The organism is Plantactinospora sp. CA-294935, assembly GCF_050936445.1.
Lineage (GTDB): Bacteria > Actinomycetota > Actinomycetes > Mycobacteriales > Micromonosporaceae > Plantactinospora.
Map to the genome: position 1 here is coordinate 4,707,292 of NZ_JBNJMU010000001.1, position 24,384 is coordinate 4,731,675.

Consider the following 24,384-nt stretch of genomic DNA (forward strand, 5'->3'; position numbering starts at 1 on the left):
AGGGTTGACATGACCTTCGATCTCGCGTCCCTCGGCTGGGACGCGTCTGCGGCCGCGGCGTACCTGGACCGCGGCGACGAACTACGACCGGGGCGGGTGGTACGGGCCGACCGGGGGATCTGCACGGTGCTCGTGCCGGCCGGACCGGTCCGGGCCAGTCTCGGCGGCGGGGTGCTGGTCGCGGCCGCCCGGGACGCGGTCAACCTGCCGTGTGCGGGCGACTGGGTGCTGGTCCGGGACTGGCCGGATCGGCGACTGACTGTGGAGGCGGTGCTGCCCCGGCGGACCGCGATCGTGCGGCGGACCGCGGACAAGGACTCGACCGGCCAGGTGTTGGCGGCCAACGCCGACGCGGCGGCGGTGATCGAGCCGCTGCACCCGTCGCCGGACGTGGCCCGGATCGAGCGGCTGCTCGCGCTGGCCTGGGAATCCGGCGCCACCCCGCTGCTGGTGCTGACCAAATGTGACCTGGTCGCCGATCCGGTGGCGGTGGCCGAGCAGCTCGGCGAGGCGGCGCCGGGCGTCGAGGTGCTGCCGGTGAGCGCTCAGCGCGGTACCGGGCTGGCCCGGCTGCGCCCGTGGGTCGCCGCCGGCCGCACCCTGGCGCTGCTCGGGCCCTCCGGTGCCGGCAAGTCGACGCTGGTGAACGCGCTGGCCGGCGCGACGGTGATGACCACCCAGGGGGTACGCGGAGTGGACGGCAAGGGCCGGCACACCACCACGCACCGGCAACTGATCCCGATCCCGGGCGGGGGAGCGGTGCTGGACACCCCGGGCGTGCGGGCGGTGGGTCTGCTCGACGCGGCGGTCGGGCTGGACCAGGCCTTCGCCGACGTTGCCGCACTCGTCGCCGCCTGCCGGTTCGCCGACTGCGGGCACCGGGGCGAGCCGGGCTGCGCGATCCAGGGCGCGCTGGAGACCGGCGAGCTGAGCCCGCGGCGCTGGGCGAGCTGGCAGAAGCTCCAGCGCGAGGTGGCGTACGAGACACGCCGTCGGGACGCGCGGTTGGCGGCCGAGGAGCGGTACAAATGGAAGCGGATTCGCAAGGAGCAGCGGAGTCGGGGCGGCCCGGGGCGGTGAGCTGCCGGGATCGGGGGCGTTGACCTGCGGGAATCTGCCGGTGGGGAAAACTGTCGTACGCCGGGGCTAGAGTTGCCGAGGCGCTTCTCTGCGCCACCAAATCGGACAGAATATATCTTTTCTCCCCGGGAGTGCGCGGACAGTGGCCGACCGACTGATCATCCGTGGCGCGCGTGAACACAACCTGCGCGACGTCAACCTCGACCTGCCACGCGACGCCCTGATCGTCTTCACCGGGCTCTCCGGTTCCGGCAAGTCCAGCCTGGCCTTCGACACGATCTTCGCCGAGGGCCAGCGGCGGTACGTCGAGTCGCTGTCGTCGTACGCCCGGCAGTTCCTCGGTCAGATGGACAAGCCGGACGTCGACTTCATCGAGGGCCTCAGTCCGGCCGTCTCGATCGACCAGAAGTCCACCTCGCGCAACCCGCGTTCCACCGTCGGCACCATCACCGAGGTCTACGACTACCTCCGGCTGCTCTTCGCCCGGGTCGGCGAGCCGCACTGCCCGATCTGCGGAGAGAAGATCTCCAAGCAGAGCCCGCAGCAGATCGTCGACCGGGTACTGGCGATGGACGAGGGCATCCGGTTCATGGTGCTGGCCCCGGTGGTGCGCGGCCGCAAGGGCGAATACGTCGACCTCTTCGCCGAACTCCAGGCCAAGGGGTACGCCCGGGCCCGGGTCGACGGGGTGGTCTATCCGCTGACCGAGCCGCCGAAGCTGAAGAAGCAGGAGAAGCACACCATCGAGGTGGTGGTGGACCGGCTCACCGTCAAGGCGAGCGCCAAGCAGCGGCTCACCGACTCGGTCGAGGCCACGCTCGGGCTCTCCGGCGGGCTGGTGCTGCTCGACTTCGTCGACCTGCCGGAGGACGACCCGGGGCGGGAACGGCGCTACTCCGAGCACCTGGCCTGCCCCAACGACCACCCGCTGGCGATCGAGGACCTCGAACCCCGGGTCTTCTCCTTCAACGCCCCGTACGGCGCCTGCCCCGAGTGCACGGGGCTGGGCACCAAGAAGGAGGTCGACGCCGAACTCGTCGTACCGGACGTGGAGCGGACGCTGCGCGAGGGTGCGATCCAGCCGTGGTCCGGCGGGCACACCCAGGAATACTTCCTCCGCCTGTTGCAGGCGTTGGGCGAGGCCGAGCACTTCGACGTCGACACCCCGTGGCGGGCGCTGCCGTCCCGGGCGCAGAAGACCATCCTGCACGGCTCCGGCGACCAGGTGCACGTGCGCTACCGCAACAAGTACGGCCGCGAGCGCTCCTACTACACCGGCTTCGAGGGTGTGGTGCAGTGGATCGAGCGGCGGCACAACGACACCGAGTCGGACTGGTCCCGCGACAAGTACGAGGGGTACATGCGGGACGTGCCCTGCCCGGTCTGCCGGGGCAGCCGGCTCAAGCCGGAGGTGCTGGCGGTCACCCTGGGCGGGCGGAACATCGCCGAGGTCTGCGCGCTGTCGGTGGGCGAGTGCGCGGAGCTGCTCGCCGGGATGACTCTCACCGACCGGCAGAAGATGATCGCCGAGCGGGTGCTCAAGGAGATCAACGCCCGGCTCCGCTTCCTGGTCGACGTCGGCCTGGACTACCTGTCGCTGGACCGCCCGGCCGGCACCCTCTCCGGCGGCGAGGCGCAGCGGATCCGACTCGCCACCCAGATCGGCTCCGGTCTGGTCGGGGTGCTCTACGTGCTGGACGAGCCGTCGATCGGGCTGCACCAGCGGGACAACCACCGGCTGATCGAGACGCTGGTCCGGCTCAAGGGGCTGGGCAACACGCTGATCGTGGTGGAGCACGACGAGGACACCATCCGGACGGCGGACTGGATCGTCGACATCGGGCCGGGGGCCGGCGAGCACGGCGGCAAGATCGTGCACAGCGGTTCGGTGCCGGAGCTGCTGGCCAACACCGAGTCGGTGACCGGGGCGTACCTCTCCGGGCGCCGGTCGATCCCGACCCCGCAGGGGCGCCGGCCGCAGATGCCGGGCCGGGAGCTGGTGGTGCAGGGGGCGCGCGAGCACAACCTGCGGAACCTGACCGTCTCGTTCCCGCTCGGCCAGTTCATCGCGGTCACCGGGGTCAGCGGTTCGGGCAAGTCGACGCTGGTCAACGACATCCTCTACGCCGTACTCGCCAACCAGATCAACGGGGCCCGGCTGGTACCCGGCCGGCACACCCGGATCACCGGCCTGGAGCACGTCGACAAGGTGGTCGGGGTCGACCAGTCGCCGATCGGGCGTACCCCGAGGTCCAACCCGGCGACCTACACCGGGGTCTGGGACCACGTCCGCAAGCTCTTCGCCGAGACCACCGAGGCGAAGGTCCGGGGGTACGGGCCGGGCCGGTTCTCCTTCAACGTCAAGGGCGGCCGATGCGAGGCGTGCAGCGGCGACGGCACGATCAAGATCGAGATGAACTTCCTGCCCGACGTCTACGTGCCGTGCGAGGTCTGCAAGGGTGCCCGCTACAACCGGGAGACCCTGGAGGTGCACTACAAGGGGCGGACGGTCTCCGACATCCTGGAGATGCCGATCGAGGAGGCGGCCGAGTTCTTCTCGGCGATCCCGGCCATCCACCGGCACCTGAAGACCCTCGTCGACGTGGGCCTCGGGTACGTCCGGCTCGGCCAGCCGGCACCGACCCTCTCCGGCGGCGAGGCGCAGCGGGTCAAGCTCGCCTCCGAGCTGCAGAAGCGCTCCACCGGCCGGACGGTGTACGTGCTCGACGAGCCGACCACCGGGCTGCACTTCGAGGACATCCGCAAGCTGCTCGGGGTGCTGGAGAGCCTGGTCGACAAGGGCAACACCGTGATCGTCATCGAGCACAACCTCGACGTGATCAAGACCGCCGACTGGCTGGTCGACATGGGCCCGGAGGGCGGGCACCGGGGCGGCACGGTGCTGGCTGCCGGTACCCCGGAGGAGCTGGCGGAGGTGCCGGAGAGCCACACCGGGCAGTTCCTCCGGCCGGTGCTCGGGTTGACCGGCCCGGCCCGGGGAGCGAGCGCGGCCACCACCCGGGCGGCCCGGGCCAACGGCACCGCGAAGGCCACCGGCGGCAGTGCGAAGGCCGCCGGGGCGGCGCCGGCGAACGGCGGCGTGACCAGGGCGAACGGCGGCGCGGCCAAGACCGGTGACGGTACCGCGAAGGCCGGCAACGGCCGGGCCGGCGGCGGTACGGTGAAGGGCGGCGCCACCCGGGCGGGTACGACGGCGAAGACCACGACCGCGAAGACCGGGCCGGCGAAGAGCCGGCGTACCGGAAAGTCCTGACGCCGGTCCGGTTGAACCGGTTGGTGGATATATCCGTGTCTTCGGGCGTGGCCGCGGACGACCAGGAGCGCGGCGCCGAAGAGGAAGGCTAGGTATGAGTGACGAACTGACCGGGCCGGGCACGCAGACCCGACGGGCGCTGTTGGCCGGTGCGGGTGCGGTTGGCGCGTCCGTGGTGTTGGCCGCGTGCGGCACCGGCGACGACGACGCGCTCGACGGCACCGGAAGCAGCCCGTCGGCCGGCGGCGCTCCGGCCCCCAGCGGTTCGGCGAGCGCTCCGGCCGAGGGTGGCAGCACCGCCGCGCTGGCCAAGAAGAGCGAGATCCCGGTCGGCGGCGGCAAGATCATTGCGGACCAACAGGTTGTGGTCACCCAGCCGACCGAGGGCGAGTTCAAGGCCTTCAGCTCGATCTGCACCCACCAGCAGTGCCCGGTGACCGGCGTCGACGGCGGCACCATCAACTGCAGTTGCCACTTCAGCAAGTTCTCCGTGGCGGACGGCTCGGTCAAGGGTGGCCCGGCCACCAAGCCACTGGCCGAGAAGAAGGTCACGGTCGACGGGGACAACATCGTCCTGGCCTGAGCCGGGGACGCCTGGCGCGGCCGACCGTGCGGTCGCCGCGCCAGGTGGTGTCCCAGGTGGGGACTACGCTTGTCGGCGTGCCCGACCCCGCTACCTATCGCCCGGCACCGGGCACCATTCCCGACCTGCCCGGGGTATACCGATTCCGTGATCCCAGCGGCCGGGTGATCTATGTCGGCAAGGCCAAGAGCCTGCGTAGCCGCCTCAATTCCTACTTCGGCGACCTGTGGAACCTGCACCAGCGCACCCAGCAGATGGTCACCACCGCCGGCAGCGTGGACTGGGTCACCGTCGGCACCGAGGTCGAGGCGCTCCAGCTCGAGTACAACTGGATCAAGCAGTACGACCCCCGGTTCAACGTGCGCTACCGGGACGACAAGTCGTACCCCTATCTCGCGGTCACCCTCGACGAGGAGTTCCCCCGGCTCCAGGTGATGCGGGGCGCCAAGCGCAAGGGGGTGCGCTACTTCGGGCCGTACTCGCACGCCTGGGCGATCCGCGAGACGCTGGACCTCCTGCTCCGGGTCTTCCCGGCCCGGACCTGCTCCGCCGGGGTGTTCCGGCGGCAGGCTCAGATCGGCCGGCCGTGCCTGCTCGGTGACATCGGCAAGTGCTCGGCCCCGTGCGTCGGCCGGGCCTCGCCCGACGAGCACCGCCGGATCGTCGACGAGTTCTGCGACTTCATGGCCGGCCGCACCGACCAGATGGTCCGCCGGCTCGAACGCGAGATGGGCGAGGCCAGCGAGGCGCTGGAGTTCGAGCGGGCCGCCCGGCTGCGCGACGACATCGTGGCGCTGCGCCGGGCGATGGAGAAGCAGACCGTGGTGTTCGGCGACGGCACCGACGCCGACGTGGTGGCGTTCGCCGAGGATCCGCTGGAGGCGGCGGTCCAGGTCTTTCACGTCCGGGACGGCCGGGTACGCGGCCAGCGCGGCTGGGTGGTGGAGAAGGTCGAGGACCTGACCACCGGAGACCTGGTGCACCACTTCTGCTCGCAGGTCTACGGCGGGGCCGAAGGGGAGAGTGACGTGCCCCGCGAGCTGCTGGTGCCCGCGCTGCCGGCCGACGTCGACGCGCTGGCCGAGTGGCTGTCGGCGCGGCGGGGCGGCAAGGTGGCCCTGCGGGTGCCGCAGCGCGGCGACAAGAAGGCGCTGCTGGAGACGGTGGCCCGGAATGCGGCCGAGGCGCTGACCCGGCACAAGCTGCGCCGGGCCGGTGACCTGACCACCCGCAGCGAGGCGCTGGACGAGATCACCGAGGCGCTCGGGCTGCGTACCGCGCCGCTGCGCATCGAGTGCTACGACGTCTCGCAGATCCAGGGCACCGACGTGGTGGCCAGCATGGTCGTCTTCGAGGACGGCCTGCCGCGCAAGAGCGAATACCGGCGGTTCGTGGTGCGCGGCGCCACCGACGACCTGTCGGCGCTCTCCGAGGTACTGCGCCGGCGGTTCGCCCGTTACCTACAGGCCCGGGGCGAGACCGGGGAAATCGGCGACGAGATGGCCTCCGACCCGGACCGGCCGGGCATCGACCCGACCACCGGGCGGCCACGCAAGTTCGCGTACCCGCCGCAGCTCGTGGTGGTGGACGGCGGGCAGCCCCAGGTCGCCGCCGCCGCGGAGGTCTTCGCCGAACTGGGCCTCGACGACATCGGGCTCTGCGGGCTGGCCAAGCGGCTGGAGGAGGTGTGGCTGCCCGGCGACGAGTTCCCGGTCATCCTGCCGCGCACCTCCGAAGGGCTCTATCTGCTGCAACGGGTCCGGGACGAGGCGCACCGGTTCGCCATCACCTTCCACCGGCAGCGCCGCTCCAAGCGGATGACCGTCTCCGGCCTCGACCAGGTCCCCGGCCTCGGCGAGGTACGCCGCAAGGCACTGCTGCGACACTTCGGGTCGGTGAAGCGGCTGGCGGCGGCCACCGTGGACGAGATCGCCGAGGTGCCGGGGGTGGGCCGGCGTACCGCCGAGGCGATCGTCGCGGCACTGAATCCGGCGCCGGCCCCGGAGACCCGCTGAACGGTCTTCCGTCGGGTTACAACGCGATCGGACGGTACGCCAGCAGCCGCTCGACGATCTCCGCCGGCCCGGGTGCCGGGCCGAGTCCGTGCTCCTCCGGGTAGTAGATCAGTCCGCTGGCAAACCCGTCGGGTGTCGGACCCTGCCGGTCGAGTAGGGCCAGCAGGCTGTCGAGTTCCTCCTCGGTGCCTTCCGCCGACATGATCCGATCGACGATTGCCACCAGTTCGGCCCTGGCCAGCCGATCGGCCCAGCGGCCGGCCCGATTGTCGCCGATCGACCTCTCGGCCATGTCCCGCGCCCTCCGTCCGAAGCCGGAGAATACGGCATCCCGTACGGCCCGACTGTGACGACCTGTCCGGTTCGATTTCATGATCGACTCGGTCTCGGGGAATGTTGGTGGCCTGCCGGTCGTTACATATCGCGTACGGCTGAGTACCACCGCCTGTGACCTGGGCTGGTGGTCGGGTCTCCGGGAATGATCCGGGGCCGCCGGTCGTTACATATGGTGTTCGCCCGAGTACCAGCATCCCCCCGCGAGGTGCTCGGGTGTTCTTCTGTCCCTTGGAGACCAGCGTCAGCGTGTGTCTCGGGACGAGGTTGCATTTCCGATGACACCCCAGCCCCCTGTGGGTGTTGTTCCCCCGATTGGAAGGTGGACCATCATGAACAAGACTCTGTTCAGCCGATGGCTTCCGGCCGTCGAGCAGACTTCTCTGGTTCGTAGGACCGCGCTGGGTGTGGCTGGTCTGGCGTTCGTCGGTGGCGCTGTCGCCGGCCCCGCCGTGGCCGCGCAGGCCGCTCCCGAGCATGCCGGTTCGCCGGTGTCGCAGTCGGTCATGGCCGACAAGGGCGACAAGGGCGACAAGGGCAAGAGCGACAAGCATGACAAGGGTGACAAGCGGGATAAGGATCGTAAGGGTGATCGTAAGCCGTCGCGGGACAAGCTGGTTCCGCGTGGTGTGCAGGGTGAGCAGTCGCGGATCTCGCTGTCGGGTGAGCAGTCCGAGAACGTGAAGGCGATTGTGAAGGCGACGAAGAAGGCTGGTCTGGACGAGCGTGCCGCGGTGATCGCGGTGGGTACGTCGCTTCAGGAGTCGAAGTTGGAGAACCTGGGTCATCTGGGTGACCGTAACGACCACGACTCGCTGGGGCTGTTCCAGCAGCGTCCGTCGTCGGGTTGGGGTTCGCCGGAGCAGATCACGGATCCGGAGTACTCGACGATCGCGTTCCTGAAGGGTCTGCGTCAGGTTGATGGTTGGCATGACCTGCCGTTGACCGAGGCGGCGCAGAAGGTGCAGGTGTCGGCGTACCCGGACGCGTACGCGCAGTGGGAGGACCAGGCCGCTGACCTGGTCGCCAACACCTGGAACAACAGCTAACGAACAAGCAGAGCAGCACATCCGCTGGCCGGGTCCCCACCATCGGGGACCCGGCCAGCGGCGTCTCCGGATCCGGAACGGATCACCCGGTGGCGGCGTGGTCCGGCTCCGGCAGGTCGCGCAGTTTCGGGATCGCGGTCGGCAGCACCCAGAACAGCCCGGCAACCGCCCCTACGGTGGCGATCCAGAGCGTCGGGCGTACCCCGAGGGCCGCGCCCAGGGTGCCACCCAGCACGGCGCCGATCGGCCGGATGCCGTAGTTGACGGTCCGCTTCGCACCCGCGACCCGGGCTAGCAGGTGCTCCGGGATGACCGCGGTCTGTAGCGAGCCGACGGTGATGTCCATCATCATCAGGCCGAGCCCGGAGAGGAACTCCGAGGCGAGGAGCACGCCGAGCAGCACCGGGGTCGACCCGCCTGCCAGCGGCACCAGCACCAGCGGCGCCGGGAAGAGCACGAAGCTGATGACCACGGTCCGGCCGATGCCGAGCCGGCGGACGAGCCGACCGGTGACCGCCGCGCCGAGCAGCGCGCCGATCGAGCCCACGCCGATGACCAGCCCGAGCAGGCCGGGGGAGAGCCCCAGTTCGGTGCTGACGTAGAGCACGTACAGCGCGGTGAACATGTAGTTGAAGAGGTTCAGCGTGGTGGTGCCGAGCAGCAGCGAGCGGAGGATCGGGGCACGGACCACGAACCGGAGCCCCTGGCCGATGCCGAGACCTGCGCCGTCGGTCGGCGCCGGCTCCGTCGGCCGGGTCAGCCTGATCCGGGCCAGGAATAGCGCGGAGACCAGGTACGACACCGCGTCGGCGAGCAGCGCGAACGGTGCGGTGAGGGTCTGTACCAGGATGCCGCCTACGCTCGGCCCGGCGACGAACGACATCGCCCGGCTGCCGTAGGTCAGCGCGTTCGCGTCGACGTAGTCCTTCCGGGGTACCAGCGAGACGAAGAGGGTGCTGTGCGCGACCTCGAAGAGCACGGCCAGGGTGCCGGTCAGGAAGGCCACCACGTAGAGCTGGTTGAGCGAGAGGACCCCGAACAGGTACGCCACCGGCACGGCGGCGAGCAGCACCGCTCGGCCCAGGTCGGCGAGGACCATCACCCGGCGCTTGTGTGGGTAGCGGTCGATCCAGGCACCGAGGAGCAGCGAGAAGAGCAGATTCGGGATCAGCGCGGCAGCGGTGAGGTAGCCCATCTCGGCCGGGCCGGCGCCGGTGCCGAGCACCGCCAGCAGGGGCAGGGCGAGCACGGAGATCTCGTCGCCGAATAGCGACACGGTCTGGGCCGACCAGTACCGTCGGAACTGCGTCTGGCGCAGCAGCTCCGGCACCCAGCGCCGGCGGCGCTCGACCACCGGCGGGGTCGGCAGCGTGTCGGTCACCGCCCCGCCTCCGCCGTCGAGTCGGCGTCCGTCGAGTCCGGGTCCGTCGAGCCGGCCCTCGCCGTCGAGTCGGCGTCCGTCGAGCCGGCCCTTGCCGTCGAGTCGGGATCCGTCGAGTCGGCGTCCGCCGTCGTGGACCCGGCCGCGGTCGTACCGGCCGGCGGCTCGGTGGGCACCATCAGTTGGATGATGCCGACCGGCCGGGACCCCTCGGGCCGGGTGGACGGGTCGGTGAGCCGTTCGTCGTACTCGGCGAACAGGGCCTCGATCCGTCGGGTCAGCTCGGCCAGCTCGGCCTGGGTGACGTGCACCAGCGCGTCACCGAAGCCGAGCACGGCCCGCCAGTCCGCCGGCTCGGACGCCCGCTGCGCCAGATGCGCCTGGGCCCGTTTGAAGTAGTGGTTCAGGATCACCGAGTGCAGCTCGTTGACCGCCGCCAGCAGCGCCGGGTCGTCGGAGGTGTCGTCCCAGGAGGTGTTGAGCGCGGTCGCCTGCCAGGGCCGCTCCCGGGCGTCGCTGCCCTCGACCCGCTCGGCGAGGCCGTACTTCGCGAGCTGGCGCAGGTGGTAGGAGCAGCTCGGCACGCTCTCGTCGAGCCGCTCGGCGGCCTGGGTCGCGGTCAGCGGCCCCTCCCGGCGGAGCAGCCCGACCAGGGTCATCCGGAGCGGGTGCGCGTATCCCCGGAGGGCCCGGGGGTCGGTGAGTCGGATCTCGGACCTGGGTGGCGGCATATCCTAAAGATAACTCTAGAAAGATTTCTTTAGCAATCGCGAGCGGCAATCCGACTGGGCCACCGGCCCGGGAGATTCCGACGGCCGGGTAGATTACGTCTCCAACCTCGCCGGGTGGTCGACCCTCGCCGAACCCGCATCCGGGCGGCGTACCGTCGATCCGGCAGGCGGGTACGGCTGGGGGTGGAACGTGAGCGAGACTCGGCTGGCGACCGACGAGTCGCCGACGGGCGCGGAAGACCAGAGCAGGGAGTACGAGACGGAACAGGCACCGGACGAGGGACAACCGGCGCGGACCCGGTCCGAGGTGGAACCGGCGGAACCGACCCGCTCGGACACCACCCTGGTGGTGGTCACCGGGGTCTCCGGCGGTGGCCGCAGCACCGTCGCCCGGGCCCTGGAGAACGTCGGCTTCTACGTGGTGGACAACCTGCCGCAGGCGCTCATGCTCGACATGGCCGAGCTGGCGTTCCAGGCCGGTGGGGCGGCCCGGAAGACCGCGATGGTGCTCGACGTGCGCAGCCGGGCGTTCTCCACCGACCTGGCCGGGGCGATCCGGGCGCTCAAGGAACGCGGCTTCCAGCCCCGGGTGGTCTTCGTGGACGCCGACGACGAGGTGCTGATCCGGCGCTTCGAGAGCGTCCGGCGTTCGCACCCGCTGCAGGGCGACGGCCGGCTCGCCGACGGCATCGCGGTCGAGCGCGGTCTGCTGGAGGAGGCCCGCGACCAGGCCGACGTGATCATCGACACCTCCCACCTGAACGTGAACCAGCTCCGCAGCCGGGTCGAGGAGCTGTTCGGCGGCGAGGACGCCCGCCGGCTCCGGGTGACCGTGCTCTCCTTCGGCTTCAAGTACGGCCTCCCGCCGGACGCGGACTTCGTGCTCGACGCCCGCTTCCTGCCCAACCCGTACTGGGTGCCGGAGCTGCGCGAGCACACCGGCCGGGAGGAGGACGTCAGCCGGTACGTGCTCGGCCAGCACGGTGCGGTGACCTTCGTCGAGACGTACGCCCGGTTGATCAACGCGACCGCGCCCGGCTTCGAGCGGGAGGGGAAGCGCTACCTGACCGTGGCGGTCGGCTGCACCGGCGGCAAGCACCGCAGCGTGGCGATCGCCGAGGAACTCGCCGCCCGGCTGCGCCAGGCCCGGCTCTCGGCCACGCCGCACCATCGTGACCTGGGGCGCGAGTGAATCTTTCTCAACCTGAACCGCGCGGCGTGCGCCCCCCGACTTCCACCCGCGGTCACGACGGACCGCGAGCGGAGGCTGAGCAAGGCTCAGTGAAGCAGCGGGTGGTCGCGTTCGGCGGCGGGCACGGCCTGTCGGCGTCGCTGCGGGCACTGCGCCGCTGCGCGCCGGAGCTGGACCTCGACATCACCGCCGTGGTGACGGTCGGCGACGACGGCGGCTCCAGCGGGCGGCTGCGCCTCGAACGCGGCGCGCTGCCCCCCGGCGACCTGCGGCAGGCGCTCGCCGCGCTGGCCGCGGACGAGCCCGGGACCCGGCGCAGCGCCGCGCTGTTCCAGCACCGGTTCGCCGGCGGCGGCCCGCGTCCCGACCCGCTGGCCGGGCACGCGGTCGGCAACCTGGTGCTCTGCGGGCTGATGGAGCTGCTCGGCGACCCGGTGGCCGCGCTCGACCACGCCGCCGCGATGCTCGGCGCGGTCGGCCGGGTGCTGCCGATGGCCTGCCAGCCGGTCGGCATCGAGGCCCGGGTGCGCGGCGCCGACCCGCGCCGGCCGAGCGCCGTGCAGACGGTACGCGGACAGCACGCGGTCGCGGTCACCGACGGCCGGGTCGAGTCGGTCCGGCTCACCCCGGAGGGGCCGAGTGCCTGCCCGCAGGCGGTGGCGGCGGTCCGCGAGGCCGACTGGCTGATCTTCGGCCCGGGAAGCTGGTACACCAGCGTCATCCCGCACCTGCTGGTGCCGGAGTTGGCCGCGGCGATGGTGGCGAGCCCGGCCCGCCGGCTGGTCACGCTCAACCTCGCCAACGAGGCGGAGACGCTCGGCCTCTCCCTCGCCGACCACCTGGCCGCGCTCGGCTGGTACCTGCCCGGGCTCAAGGTCGACGTGGTGCTGGCGGACGGAAAGGCGGTGGGTGACCCCGAACCGGTGCACCGTGCGGCAGAATCGCTGGGTGCGCGGCTCGTGCTCGCCCCGGTGGCCGTACCGGACGGCGGACCCCAGCACGATCCGGCGGCGCTGGGTGCCGCGCTGGTGCCTCTCCTGGGCGCCGATCGTTAAGCACCTACGAATCAACAACCAAGCACCTACGAATCACCGGCACCCGCCGGGACCGGCCCACGAGGTGACGACAAGATGGCGATGACGGCTGCGGTCAAGGACGAGCTGAGCCGGGTGGACGTGCCCAAGCCCTGCTGTCGGCGGGCGGAGATGGCCGCCCTGCTGCGCTTCGCGGGCGGGCTGCACATCGTCTCCGGACGGGTGGTGGTCGAGGCGGAACTCGACACCGGCGCGGTGGCCCGTCGGCTGCGCCGGGAGATCGCCGAGGTCTACGGATATCCGAGCGAGATCCACGTACTCGCCTCCGGCGGGCTGCGCAAGGGCAGCCACTACATCGTCCGGGTGGTCAAGGACGGCGAGGCGCTGGCCCGGCAGACCGGGCTGCTCGACGTACGCGGCCGGCCGGTACGCGGGCTGCCCCCGCACGTGGTCGCGGCGAACGTCTGCTGCGCGGTCTCGGCCTGGCGGGGGGCCTTCATGGCACACGGTTCGCTGACCGAGCCGGGTCGCTCCTGCGCGCTGGAGATCACCTGCCCCGGCCCGGAGACGGCGCTCGCCCTGGTCGGCGCCGCCCGCCGGATCGGCATCACCGCCAAATACCGCGAGGTGCGCGGGGTGGACCGGGTGGTGGTCAAGGACGGCGACGCGATCGCCGCGCTGCTGACCCGGATCGGCGCGCACTCCAGCGTGCTCTCCTGGGAGGAGCGCCGGGTACGCCGCGAGGTGCGGGCCACCGCCAACCGGCTGGCCAACTTCGACGACGCCAACCTGCGCCGCTCGGCCCGGGCCGCCGTGGCCGCCGCCGCCCGGGTGACCCGGGCCCTGGAGATCCTCGCCGAGGACGCCCCGAACCACCTCACCTCGGCCGGCCGGCTGCGGCTGGAGCACCGGCAGGCGTCCCTTGAGGAACTGGGTGCCCTGGCCGACCCGCCGCTGACCAAGGACGCGATCGCCGGGCGGATCCGCCGGCTGCTGGCGCTGGCCGACAAGCGGGCCCGTGACCTGGGCATCCCCGACACCGAGGCGGCGGTCACCCCGGACATGTTGGCGGTCTGACGCTCCCCGGCGGGGCTCTCCGAGCGTCGCCGGTGAAGTCGATTGGCCGGATTGTGCCCCGACGCAACGCGGAGCGGCCCGCTCGGATAAGGTCGCAGCGTACGGCGACGGGGCCGGTACCGGCCTTCTCCGCCGTGCTGACCGCCCAGAGGTCGCGGTGAGACGGCCGGGGTGACATCCAGCGGCCGGCTCCAACGGTCGGCGCGCCCACCTTCGCCGCCGCGCGCTCTCACCGGCGGTGAACCGAAACACGAGGAGATGGACCCAGTGACCATCCGGGTTGGCATCAACGGATTCGGCCGGATCGGCCGCAACTTCTTCCGCGCGGTGCTCGCGTCGGGCGCCGACGTCGAGGTGGTCGGCGCCAACGACCTGACCGACAACGCCACGCTGGCGCACCTGGTCAAGTACGACAGCATCCTCGGCCGGCTGCCGCAGGAGGTCAAGGCGAGCGCCGACGAGATCAGCGTCGGCGGGCACGCCATGAAGGTCTTCGCCGAGAAGGACCCGAGCAAGCTGCCCTGGGGCGACCTCGGTGCCGACGTGGTGATCGAGTCGACCGGCTTCTTCACCGACGCCACCAAGGCCAAGGCGCACATCGACGGTGGGGCCAAGAAGGTCATCATCTCGGCGCCGGCCAAGAACGAGGACGTCACGGTCGTCATGGGGGTCAACCACCAGACGTACGACCCGGCGAAGCACAACATCATCTCCAACGCCTCGTGCACCACCAACTGCCTGGCGCCGATGGCGAAGGTGCTGCAGGACACGGTGGGCATCGAGAAGGGTCTGATGACCACCATCCACGCGTACACCCAGGACCAGAACCTCCAGGACGGCCCGCACAAGGACCTCCGTCGGGCCCGGGCCGCCGCGCTGAACATCGTGCCGACCTCGACCGGTGCCGCCAAGGCGATCGGCCTGGTGCTGCCCGACCTCAAGGGCAAGCTGGACGGCTTCGCGCTGCGGGTGCCGATCCCGACCGGCTCGGCCACCGACCTGACCGTCGACGCCGGCCGGGACACCTCGGTCGAGGAGATCAACGCCGCGATGAAGGCCGCCGCCGAGGGTCCGCTGAAGGGCATCCTCAGCTACACCGAGGACGAGATCGTCTCCGCCGACATCGTCACCGACCCGGCCTCGTGCATCTTCGACTCCGGCCTGACCAAGGTGATCGGCAACCAGGTCAAGGTCGTCGGCTGGTACGACAACGAGTGGGGCTACTCGAACCGCCTGCTCGACCTCGTCAAGCTGGTCGGTGCCGGGCTGTGAGTACGGCACGAACGAACGGGGGGCTCTCGCGGTGAACGCGAGGAGTGAGCTTGCGAGCCCCGCAGTCGTGAACGGAGGGCAAGCTCGGTGAACGCGAGGAGTGAGCTTGCGAGCCCCGCAGTCGTGAACGGAGGGCAAGCTCTGTGAGCATCCGCAACCTCGACGATCTGCTCGCCGAGGGGGTCTCGGGTCGGCGCGTGCTGGTGCGCGCCGACCTGAACGTGCCCCTCGACAAGGAGACCGGGGAAATCACGGACGACGGCCGGATCCGGGCCGTGCTGCCGACGCTGACCGCGCTGCGGGACGCCGGTGCCGCCGTGGTCGTCTGTTCGCACCTGGGCCGCCCCAAGGGCGCGCCCGACCCGAAATACACCCTTGCCCCGGTCGCGGCCCGGCTCGGTGAGCTGCTCGGCGCCGAGGTCGCGTTCGCCACCGACACGGTCGGCGAGTCGGCCCGCAAGGCGGTCGAGGAGCTGGGTGCCGGCCAGATCGCGCTGCTGGAGAACCTGCGGTTCAACCCGGGCGAGACCAGCAAGGACGAGGCCGAACGGGGTGCCTTCGCCGACCAGCTCGCCGCGTTCGCCTCGGCGTACGTCGACGACGCGTTCGGCGCCGTGCACCGCAAGCACGCCAGCGTCTACGACGTGCCGGCCCGGCTACCGCACTTCGCCGGCCAGCTCGTGCTCCGCGAGGTCGAGGTGCTGGCCCGGCTGCGGCACGAGCCGGACCGGCCCTACGTGGTGGTGCTCGGCGGCTCCAAGGTCTCCGACAAGCTCGCCGTGATCGAGGCGCTGCTGCCGACCGTCGACCGGCTGCTGATCGGCGGCGGCATGTGCTTCACCTTCCTGCGTGCCCAGGGGCACGAGGTGGGCAAGTCGCTGCTCGAGGAGGAGATGCTCGACACCTGCCGGGACCTGCTGGAGCGGGGCGCCGACCGGATCGTGCTGCCGGTCGACGTGGTCGCGGCGACCGAGTTCAGCGCCGACGCCGCGTACGACACCGTGCCGGTGAACGCGATCCCGGCCGACCGGCTCGGCCTGGACATCGGTCCCCGCACGGTCGCCGAGTTCGCCGACATGGCCGGTACGGCCCGGATGGTGTTCTGGAACGGCCCGATGGGCGTTTTCGAGCTGGCGCCGTTCGCCGCCGGTACCCGGGGGGTGGCCGAGGCGATCACCTCCGTGAAGGGCTTCACCGTGGTCGGTGGCGGTGACTCCGCCGCGGCCGTCCGCGCGCTCGGTCTGGACGAGTCGTCGTTCGGGCACATCTCGACCGGCGGGGGAGCCTCGCTGGAATACCTGGAGGGCAAGGCCCTCCCCGGCATCGTCGCTCTGGAGCAGTAGTGGCCACCCCTGCGCCCGCCCGCCGGCCCCTGATGGCCGGCAACTGGAAGATGAACCTCAACCACCGGGAAGCCAACCTGCTGATCCAGAAGCTCGCCGCGAGCCTCAACGAGAAGCAGTTGACCGACGTGGAGACGGTGGTGCTGCCGCCGTACACCGACCTGCGGACGGTGCAGACGGCGGTCGACGGCGACAAGCTGCTGATCGGGTACGGCGCGCAGGACCTCTCGCCGCACAAGGGCGGGGCGTACACCGGCGACATCTCGGGTGCGCTGCTGACCGCGCTGGGCTGCACCTACGTGGTCGTCGGGCACTCGGAGCGGCGGACGTACCACCACGAGGACGACGCGCTGGTCAACGCCAAGGTGAAGGCGGCGCTGGCCAACGAGTTGACCCCGATCGTCTGCGTCGGCGAGGGCCTGGACATCCGCGAGCAGGACGGGCAGGTGGCGTACGTGCGCGATCAGCTCGACGGGTCGCTGGCCGGGCTGACCGCCGAGCAGGTGGCCAAGCTCGTCGTCGCGTACGAGCCGGTCTGGGCGATCGGCACCGGCAAGACCGCGACTCCGGAGAACGCCCAGGAGGTCTGCGGCGCGATCCGGCAGCGGATCGCCGAGGTGCACGGTCCGGAGACCGCCGACCAGGTCCGGGTGCTCTACGGCGGGTCGGTAAAGGCGGCCAACATCGCCGCGATCATGGCGCAGCCCGACGTGGACGGCGCACTGGTCGGCGGGGCGAGCCTGGACGCCGAGGAGTTCGCGCAGATCTGTCGGTTCCCGGAGCACATCGCCCGCTGACGGTCGCTATCCTTGACGAGCCCCGCGTAGCTGAGAGGACTGACCCCTACCATGCCGATCTGGTTCGCATACACGTTGATCGTGTTGCTGGTGATCACGAGCGTGCTGCTCACCTTGCTGATCCTGCTGCACCGGGGCAAGGGCGGCGGGATGTCGAGCATGTTCGGCGGAGGGGTCAGCTCCAGCCTGGCCGGCTCCTCGGTGGCCGAGAAGAACCTCGACCGATACACCGTTCTGGTGGGTCTTGTCTGGTTCGCCTGCATCGTCGGGCTGGGTCTCTGGCTGCGTCTCGCCGAGACGACCTGACAACCAGGGCGTACAAACTGCGCGCGGTCCGCTAACGTGGGCCGCGCGCAGTTTGTCATACCCTCAGGGGCCCCCTCTGACGAACGGAGCGAGCAGTCGTGCCCAGTGGCAGTGCCATCCGTGGCAGCCGAATCGGTGCCGGCCCAGCCAGGCCGACCGAGCGATGCGAACCGGCCCCCCGCCGTCCGGTCACCTACTGGTGCGGCAGCGGGCACATGCTGGAGATCCTGCTGGCGGCCGAGGCCGAGATCCCGGAGACCTGGGACTGCCCGCACTGCGGGCAGCCGGCCGGGCAGGACGTGCACAATCCGCCCGGGCGGCCGCGGACGGAGCCGTACAAGTCGCACCTGGCGTACGTGAAGGAGCGGCGCAGCGAGGCGGACGCCGAGGCGATCCTCGCCGAGGCGCTGGCCGCACTGCGGGCCCGGCGAGGTGAGGCCTGACCGAGCCCCGGTCCGGTGGGGCTTGACCGGGCCGGTGGGGCCTGCCTGAGCCCGGGGCCGGTTACCCCGGGCGAACTTAGCTGGGCGGCGACCCCGACCGATTCAGCGGAGACTGCGGAACGCCGGCTTCACCTCGGCCGCCGCGGCCCGGTCCAGCAGCCACCGGGTCCGCTGCACCCCGGCGACGCCGGCCGCCGGCACCTGCACCGGCCCGGCGCCGGTCAGCGCCATGCCGACCGCCCGGGCCTTGCCGCTGCCGCTGGCGATCAGCCAGACGTCCTCGGCGGTGTTGATGGCGCCCCGGGTCAGGGTGATCCGTACCGGCGGCGGCTTGGGGCTGCCCCGTACCGCGCTCACCGGCCGGTTCTCGTAGGCGACGGGATGCTCGGGGAAGAGCGAGGCGACGTGGCCGTCCTCGCCCACCCCGAGCATCAGCACGTCGAAGTAGGGCAGGGTGGCCGTACCCGGGCCGGCGGCCGCGGCGAGTTCGGCCGCGTACCGGGCCGCCGCCGCCTCCGGGTCGGCACCGTCCGGGCCGTCCGAGGCGGGCATCGGGTGCACCCGGGCCTGCGGCAGCGCGTCGAGCAGCGCCTCCCGGGCCTGGGTCTCGTTCCGCTCCGGGTGCCCGGCCGGCAGGAACCGTTCGTCACCCCACCAGACGTCGACCCGGGACCAGTCGACCGCGTCCCGGGCCGGCAGGTCGCGTACCGCGCGGTGGACCGCCGCCGCGATCCGGCCGCCGGTCAGCACGACGCTCGCCTCGCCCCGTTCCGCCTGGGCGTCGATGATCCTGACCAGCAGCCGGGCCGCGACCGCCTGCGCGAGTAGCTCGGGGTCGGCGTGCACCACCACCGTGGTGTCGGTCACGCCACGCCCTGCGGCTGCTTCGACGGGTCCCTCCAGATGTGCGCCCGCTGGGCCGGCCGGCGGTCCAGCCCGGCCACCCCGGCGGCGGCGCCCAGCGCCTCGGCGTAGATCTGGTCCGGGTCGAGCCGGCGCAGCTCCTCGGCGAGTTCGTCGCCGAGCGGGCGGCGTACCAGCGGCAGTTGCCGGTCGGCCTGCCCGGTACGCCGGAACGTCGCCTGGTCGTCGTCCCGGGTCAGCACCAGCTCGTCGCCGTTGGCGCAGCGCAGCTCCACCGAGCGCATCCGGGGGAACTCGCTGGTGTGCTCCCAGTGCGGGTGCAGCCCCAGCCGGGACTTCAACCAGCCGATCATCAGTGCCGCGGTCGGGTCGGTGTGCGGCGCGACCACGGTGGCCGAGGTGACCCGGTTGCCCTCGGTGGTGTCGAACGCCCCGGCGACCAGGGTGCGCCACGGGGTGATCCGGGTCCACGCCAGGTCGGTGTCGCCGGGCGCGTAGTCCCGGGCCCGCTGCCGCAGCGTCTCCACCGGATCGGCGGCCTGCGCCGAGTCGGTGATCCGGCGGTCCGCCACCACCCCGAGGAAGTCGTTGGCGATCTCGGCCGGCGGTTCGCCGTGCCACCAGGTCACCACCGGCACGTCCGGCACCAGCAGCGGCATCACCACCGACTCGGCGTGCAGGGCGAGCCGGCCGTACATCCGGGTCACCACCGCCTCGCCGGGACCGAGCCGGCCGCCGACCACGATCTCGGCGTCGAGCCGGTTGCGGTCGCGTTCGATGTCGGAGCGGACCACCACCACCATCCGGCACGGGTGCGCGGCCGAGGCGATGGTCACCGCCGCCTCGGCCTCCCGGACCCGCGGCTCGTCGACAACGACGATCAGGGTCAGCGCCATGCCGCTGGCCACTCCGCCCGCGCTGCGCCGCTCGGCGGCCAGGGCCTTCACCACCTCGTTACCGGTGGTGTCCCACAAGCCGATCAACGATGCCTCCTGGTTGTTGTCGCGATCCTCGGCAGGTCACGCCCGCCGCCACGCCCGGCCCTCCCGGGCGAGCAGCTCGTCCGCCGCCCGGGGACCCCACTCACCGGCCCGGTACGGCTCCGGCTTGCCGCCCTCCCAGGCCCCCTCCAGCGGGTCGATCACCTGCCAGCTCTGCTCGACCTCGGCGGCGTCCGGGAAGAGGGTCCGGTCACCGATCAGCACGTCCAGCACCAGCCGCTCGTACGCCTCGGGGCTGGACTCGGTGAACGCCTCGCCGTACTGGAAGTCCATCGCGATGTCCCGGACCTCCATGGTGGTGCCGGGAACCTTGGAGCCGAACTTCAGCACCACACCCTCGTCCGGCTGGACCCGGATCACGAGCTGGTTGTTGCCGAGCATCTCCATGTCGGCCGGGTTGAACGGCAGGTGCGGCGCCTTCTTGAACATGATGGCGACCTCGGTCACCCGGCGCGGCAGCCGCTTGCCGGCCCGGATGTAGAACGGCACCTCGGCCCAGCGCCGGTTCTGGATGCCGAGCCGGACCGCGACGTACGTCTCGGTGGTCGAGTCGGGCGGCACGCCCTCCTCGTCGAGATAGCCGACCGCCCGTTTGCCGGCCACCCAGCCGGGCAGGTACTGCCCGCGCACGGTGCCGGTGTGCACGTCCTTCGGCAGGGTGATCGCGCGCAGCACCTTCAGCTTCTCGGCCCGGATCTCGCTGGCGTCGAAGCTGGTCGGCTCCTCCATCGCCACCAGGGCGAGCAGTTGCAGGAGGTGGTTCTGCAGCACGTCCCGGGCGGTGCCGGTGGCGTCGTAGAAGCCGGCCCGGGTGCCGATCCCGACGTCCTCGGCCATGGTGATCTGCACCGAGTCGACGTACTTGGAGTTCCACAGCGGCTCGAAGAGATTGTTGGCGAAGCGCAGCGCGAGGATGTTCTGGACGGTCTCCTTGCCCAGGTAGTGGTCGATCCGGAACACGTCGTCCCGGGTGAAGACGTCGTCGACCAGGTCGTTGAGCGCCTTCGCCGAGGGCAGGTCGTGCCCGAACGGCTTCTCCACCACCACCCGCCGCCAGCCGCCGCACTTGTCGTTGTCGGCCATCCCGGTCCGGGCGAGCTGCTTGAGCACGGTCGGGAACGCCGCCGGCGGGATGGAGAAGTAGAAGGCGGCGTTGCCGCCGATCCCGTGGCTGTCCCGCAGCTCGTCCAGCGTGGCCGCCAGGTGGTCGAACGCGGCGTCGTCGTCGAACGCGCCGCCGACGAACTTGATGTTTCCGGCCAGCCGGCCCCAGACCTCCTCCCGCCACGGTGTCCGGGCGTGTGCCTGGGCCGCGTCCCGGGCCATCGACTCGAAGTCTCCGTCGCCCCAGTCGCGCCGGGCGAACCCGAGCACCACGAAGCTCGGCGGCAGCAGCCCCCGGTTGGCCAGGTCGTAGACCGCGGGCAGCAGCTTCTTGCGGGCCAGGTCCCCGGTGACGCCGAAGATCACCAGTGCGCACGGCTCCGGGATCCGCGGCAACCGCCGGTCCTGCGGGTCGCGCAGCGGATTCACGGTTCCCCCTCCTCGCTCAGTCCGTCAGTGTCAGCATGCCGGGTTGTCGTCAACTCCGCAGACCCCGTACCGCATCGAGCAGGTGCGGAATTCCGGCGCCACGGTCGGTCAGGTGCAGCCGGAGCACCGGCCGGCCCCGCTGGGCGAGGGCTTCGCGGTCGCCCGCGGCCTGCGCGGCCTGCAACTGCCCGAACGAGTACGGCTTGCCGGGCACCGGCAGGTCGTCGGCCACGTCCCCGGTGATCTGCAGGTACGACCCGAGCTGCGGGCCGCCCTTGTGGTACTGCCCGGTGGAGTGCAGGAACCGTGGCCCCCAGCCGAAGGTGACCGGCCGCCCGGAGGCGGCGGCGAGCCCGGGGCGCACCTGCGCGGTCTTGGCGTCGGCGAACCGGTCGAGGTAGGCCATCACGGCCAGGTAGCCGTCCTCGCCGAGCCCGTCCCGCAGCAGCCGCAGCGCCCCGGCGAGGTCACCGGGGAGCGGGTCGGTCCGCTGCGGCTCGCCCGGGAACCAGTACCCCTCGATCCCGCCGTCGACGAAGGTCGGCGTCTCGATCGGCAGCCCGGTGCCGAGCAGCCGGTTGGTGTTCTCCTTCGACTCGGTCACGTTCGGCTGGTTGAACGGGTCGATCCCGAGCACCACCCCGGCGACCGCGGTGGCGTACTCCCAGGCCAGGAACTGCGCGCCCAGCGGGCCGTTCACCGCCAGGTCGGGCCGGATGCCGCCGCCGGGCACCGCACCGGCGGCGAGCCCACCGCCGTAGGTGACGGTCAGCACGTCCGGTCCGGTCGCACCCGGGCTACCCGGGTCCTCGACCACCACCGGCAGGATGCCGACGCCGTTCTTGCCGGTCGACTCGGCGATCAACTGTTCGGCCCAGTCGCCGAGGCCGTCGATGCCGGTGCCGTCCGACACCAGTGCGACCTTGTCCCGGCCGGTGGTAGCGGCGGCACCGAGCGCGGCACCGAGCGCCAGCCCCGGGTTGTCCTGCGGCCCGCCGAGCGCCCCGGCCAACTCCTCGGCCTGGTCCAGCAACTCGGCCACCTCGACCCCGGCCAGTGCCGACGGGACCAGCCCGAACGCGGTCAGCGCCGAGTAGCGCCCCCCGACGTCCGGGTCGGCGAGCACCACGAACGCGCCCATCTCCTCGGCGGTCCTGGCCAGTGGCGAGCCGGGGTCGGTGACCACCACGAAGCGCCGGCCAGCCTCCGCCTCGGTCAGGCCGGCGTCCAGGAACGCCTGCCAGTACGCCCGCCGGTGGCTGTCGGTCTCCACGGTCGAGCCGGACTTGCTGGCCACCACCACGACGGTCCGGTCCAGCCGGTCGGCGATCGCCGCGCGTACCTGTCCGGGGTCGGTGGTGTCCAGCACGGTCAGCGACCTGCCGAGGGTACGGGTGATCACCTCGGGGGCCAGCGACGAGCCGCCCATCCCGGCGAGTACCACGTGGTCGAGGTCGGCCAGTTCGGCCTTCAGCTCGGCGAGTTGGGGGAGCAGTTCCCGGCTGCGCCGGAAGGTGTCCACCCAGCCGAGCCGGATCGCCGCCTCGGCCTGGGCGTCCGGCCCCCACAGCGTCGGGTCCTTGGCGACCAGCCGCGCCGGTACGTCCTCGGCGAGCAGTGCGGCCCGGGCCGAGGCCGGGGCGGCGGAGTCGACCGCCTCCGCCCCGTAGACGGCGAGTCCGGCCGCCCCCTCGCAGCCGCCGTCCAGCACGTCCTGACCCTCACTCATGCCGCCACTCCGCTTCGCTCCGTGCCGTCATGAGGCACCTTGGCACTGAGCTGGCTGGTTCGCTCACTACGTTCGCTCATGCCGCCACTCCGCTTCGCTCCGTGCCGTCATGAGGCACCTTGGCACTGAGCTGGCCGGTTCGCTCACTACGTTCGCTCACGCGTTGCCTCCTGCGCGGAGGGCCGCATCGGCGTTCTCCCCGGCGGCCCGGTTCGGCTCGCCGGCACCCTGCGCGGCGGCCTCCAGGGACTTGCGGACCCCGTCCAGCAGCTCCAGCCAGCTCGCCTCGAACTTCTGCACGCCCTCCCGTTCCAGGGTGACGATCACGTCGTCGAAGTCGACGCCGGCCGCGGCCAGCCCGGTGAAGACCTCCCGGGCCTGCGAGTAGGCGCCGGTGACGGTGTCCGGGCGGATCTCGCCGTGCTCGGCGAAGGCGTCGATCACCGGCTCGGGCATGGTGTTGACGGTGCCGGGGGCGATCAGCTCCTCGACGTAGATCACGTCGCGGTACTCCGGGTTCTTGGTGGAGGTGGAGGCCCAGAGCGGGCGCTGCGGGTGGGCACCGGCGTCGGCCAGCGCCTGCCAGCGGTCCGAGGAGAAGACCTCGGAGTACCGCTCGTACGCGAGTTGCGCGTTGGCGACCGCCGCCTTGCCCTTCAGCGCGGCCAGATCCGGCCGGCCGGCACCGCCGCCGAGCTTGTCCAGCCGCTTGTCCACCTCGGTGTCGACCCGGGAGACGAAGAAGGACGCCACCGAGGCGATCTTGCTCAGGTCGTGCCCGTTCGCCAATGCCTGCTCCAGGCCGGCCAGGAACGCCTCCATCACCTGCGAGTAGCGCTCCAACCCGAAGATCAGCGTGACGTTCACACTGATCCCGGCGGCCAGGGTGGCGGTGATGGCCGGCAGCCCGGCCTCGGTCGCCGGGATCTTGATGAACAGGTTCGGCCGGTCGATCAGCCACCACAGGGCCTTCGCCTCGGCAACGGTCGGCTCGGTCTGGTACGCCAGCCGCGGGTCCACCTCGATCGAGACCCGACCGTCCACCCCGGCACTGCTGTCGTACGCCGGGCGCATCACGTCGCAGGCCCACCGCACGTCGTAGGTGGTCAGCGCGCGAACGGCCTCCTCGACGCTGACCCCGCGCACCGCCAGGTCCCGGAGCTGCCAGTTGTACTCGTCCGCGTCGCTGAGCGCCTTGGCGAAGATGGTCGGGTTGGTGGTCACCCCGACCAGGTGCTTCTCCCGGCGTAGCTGGTCCAGGTCGCCGGAACTCAGCCGCACCCTCGAAAGATCGTCGAGCCAGACCGCCACTCCCGCAGCGGTGAGCTCACCCAACCGGTCAGTCAT

General features: G+C 71.5%; 20 protein-coding genes and 1 pseudogene. 13 read left to right on the top strand and 8 right to left on the bottom strand.

Annotation, left to right across the window (positions count from 1 at the left end):
* Positions 1-9: 9 nt before the first annotated feature.
* The 4 genes and pseudogenes from rsgA to uvrC all read left to right on the top strand — a co-directional run bounded on the left by rsgA (position 10) and on the right by uvrC (position 6,952).
* A complete protein-coding gene (rsgA, locus tag ACQEVC_RS21095; protein WP_432880103.1) occupies positions 10-1,080 on the top strand; it encodes a ribosome small subunit-dependent GTPase A in 1,071 nt (356 codons plus the stop codon).
* Positions 1,081-1,222: 142 nt separating this feature from the next.
* Positions 1,223-4,162, top strand: a pseudogene (uvrA, locus tag ACQEVC_RS21100) (excinuclease ABC subunit UvrA); the annotation flags it as partial.
* A gap of 286 nt (positions 4,163-4,448) precedes the next feature.
* Positions 4,449-4,937: a Rieske (2Fe-2S) protein gene (locus ACQEVC_RS21105; protein WP_432880105.1), complete on the top strand. Its 489-nt coding sequence runs from the start codon at positions 4,449-4,451 to the stop codon at positions 4,935-4,937.
* 77 nt (positions 4,938-5,014) lie between these two features.
* Positions 5,015-6,952, top strand: coding sequence for an excinuclease ABC subunit UvrC (gene uvrC, locus ACQEVC_RS21110; RefSeq protein ID WP_432880107.1), 1,938 nt, complete (start codon positions 5,015-5,017; stop codon positions 6,950-6,952).
* Between the two features lie 16 nt (positions 6,953-6,968).
* Here uvrC and ACQEVC_RS21115 read toward each other — a convergent pair whose 3' ends face one another.
* Positions 6,969-7,244 (bottom strand): hypothetical protein, encoded by a 276-nt coding sequence (locus ACQEVC_RS21115; protein WP_432880109.1) that lies wholly within the window; start codon positions 7,242-7,244, stop codon positions 6,969-6,971.
* Positions 7,245-7,617: 373 nt separating this feature from the next.
* Here ACQEVC_RS21115 and ACQEVC_RS21120 point away from each other — a divergent pair, with 373 nt between their 5' ends.
* Positions 7,618-8,334, top strand: coding sequence for a hypothetical protein (locus ACQEVC_RS21120; protein ID WP_432880112.1), 717 nt, complete (start codon positions 7,618-7,620; stop codon positions 8,332-8,334).
* Between the two features lie 82 nt (positions 8,335-8,416).
* Here ACQEVC_RS21120 and ACQEVC_RS21125 read toward each other — a convergent pair whose 3' ends face one another.
* Together ACQEVC_RS21125 and ACQEVC_RS21130 are read right to left on the bottom strand one after the other, a co-directional pair.
* Entirely contained in the window at positions 8,417-9,715 is a 1,299-nt protein-coding gene (locus ACQEVC_RS21125) for an MFS transporter (RefSeq protein ID WP_432880115.1), read from the bottom strand.
* Positions 9,712-10,446: a winged helix-turn-helix domain-containing protein gene (locus ACQEVC_RS21130; protein WP_432880118.1), complete on the bottom strand. Its 735-nt coding sequence runs from the start codon at positions 10,444-10,446 to the stop codon at positions 9,712-9,714. The genes ACQEVC_RS21125 and ACQEVC_RS21130 overlap by 4 nt, the downstream gene beginning before the upstream one ends.
* Before the next feature lie 307 nt (positions 10,447-10,753).
* Between ACQEVC_RS21130 and rapZ the strand changes: the two genes are divergently transcribed.
* The 8 genes from rapZ to ACQEVC_RS21170 all read left to right on the top strand — a co-directional run bounded on the left by rapZ (position 10,754) and on the right by ACQEVC_RS21170 (position 17,910).
* A complete protein-coding gene (gene rapZ / locus ACQEVC_RS21135) occupies positions 10,754-11,638 on the top strand; it encodes an RNase adapter RapZ (RefSeq protein ID WP_318399435.1) in 885 nt (294 codons plus the stop codon).
* Positions 11,639-11,727: 89 nt separating this feature from the next.
* Positions 11,728-12,693, top strand: a complete 966-nt coding sequence (locus tag ACQEVC_RS21140; protein ID WP_318399274.1) for a gluconeogenesis factor YvcK family protein — start codon at positions 11,728-11,730, stop codon at positions 12,691-12,693.
* 75 nt (positions 12,694-12,768) lie between these two features.
* Entirely contained in the window at positions 12,769-13,749 is a 981-nt protein-coding gene (gene whiA / locus ACQEVC_RS21145; protein ID WP_107263068.1) for a DNA-binding protein WhiA, read from the top strand.
* A 267-nt stretch (positions 13,750-14,016) separates the two neighbouring features.
* A complete protein-coding gene (gene gap / locus ACQEVC_RS21150) occupies positions 14,017-15,021 on the top strand; it encodes a type I glyceraldehyde-3-phosphate dehydrogenase (RefSeq protein ID WP_432880122.1) in 1,005 nt (334 codons plus the stop codon).
* Positions 15,022-15,164: 143 nt separating this feature from the next.
* Positions 15,165-16,364, top strand: a complete 1,200-nt coding sequence (locus ACQEVC_RS21155; protein ID WP_432880124.1) for a phosphoglycerate kinase — start codon at positions 15,165-15,167, stop codon at positions 16,362-16,364.
* 32 nt (positions 16,365-16,396) lie between these two features.
* A complete protein-coding gene (gene tpiA, locus ACQEVC_RS21160; RefSeq protein ID WP_432891591.1) occupies positions 16,397-17,161 on the top strand; it encodes a triose-phosphate isomerase in 765 nt (254 codons plus the stop codon).
* A gap of 51 nt (positions 17,162-17,212) precedes the next feature.
* Entirely contained in the window at positions 17,213-17,467 is a 255-nt protein-coding gene (secG, locus tag ACQEVC_RS21165; protein ID WP_101367013.1) for a preprotein translocase subunit SecG, read from the top strand.
* Between the two features lie 98 nt (positions 17,468-17,565).
* On the top strand, positions 17,566-17,910 hold the full coding sequence (locus ACQEVC_RS21170) for an RNA polymerase-binding protein RbpA (RefSeq protein ID WP_318399277.1): 345 nt from the start codon (positions 17,566-17,568) through the stop codon (positions 17,908-17,910).
* 102 nt (positions 17,911-18,012) lie between these two features.
* Here ACQEVC_RS21170 and pgl read toward each other — a convergent pair whose 3' ends face one another.
* The 5 genes from pgl to tal all read right to left on the bottom strand — a co-directional run bounded on the left by pgl (position 18,013) and on the right by tal (position 24,384).
* Positions 18,013-18,777 (bottom strand): 6-phosphogluconolactonase, encoded by a 765-nt coding sequence (pgl, locus tag ACQEVC_RS21175; protein WP_432880128.1) that lies wholly within the window; start codon positions 18,775-18,777, stop codon positions 18,013-18,015.
* Complete coding sequence (locus tag ACQEVC_RS21180; protein WP_432880131.1) at positions 18,774-19,757, bottom strand: glucose-6-phosphate dehydrogenase assembly protein OpcA; 984 nt, start codon at positions 19,755-19,757, stop codon at positions 18,774-18,776. Before ACQEVC_RS21180 ends, pgl begins: the two co-directional genes overlap by 4 nt.
* A 36-nt stretch (positions 19,758-19,793) precedes the next feature.
* Positions 19,794-21,308: a glucose-6-phosphate dehydrogenase gene (gene zwf, locus ACQEVC_RS21185; RefSeq protein ID WP_432880133.1), complete on the bottom strand. Its 1,515-nt coding sequence runs from the start codon at positions 21,306-21,308 to the stop codon at positions 19,794-19,796.
* Between the two features lie 49 nt (positions 21,309-21,357).
* On the bottom strand, positions 21,358-23,037 hold the full coding sequence (locus tag ACQEVC_RS21190; RefSeq protein ID WP_432880135.1) for a glucose-6-phosphate isomerase: 1,680 nt from the start codon (positions 23,035-23,037) through the stop codon (positions 21,358-21,360).
* Between the two features lie 156 nt (positions 23,038-23,193).
* Positions 23,194-24,384 carry a transaldolase gene (tal, locus tag ACQEVC_RS21195; RefSeq protein WP_432880138.1) on the bottom strand — a complete coding sequence of 397 codons (1,191 nt, stop codon included), beginning with the start codon at positions 24,382-24,384 and terminating at the stop codon, positions 23,194-23,196.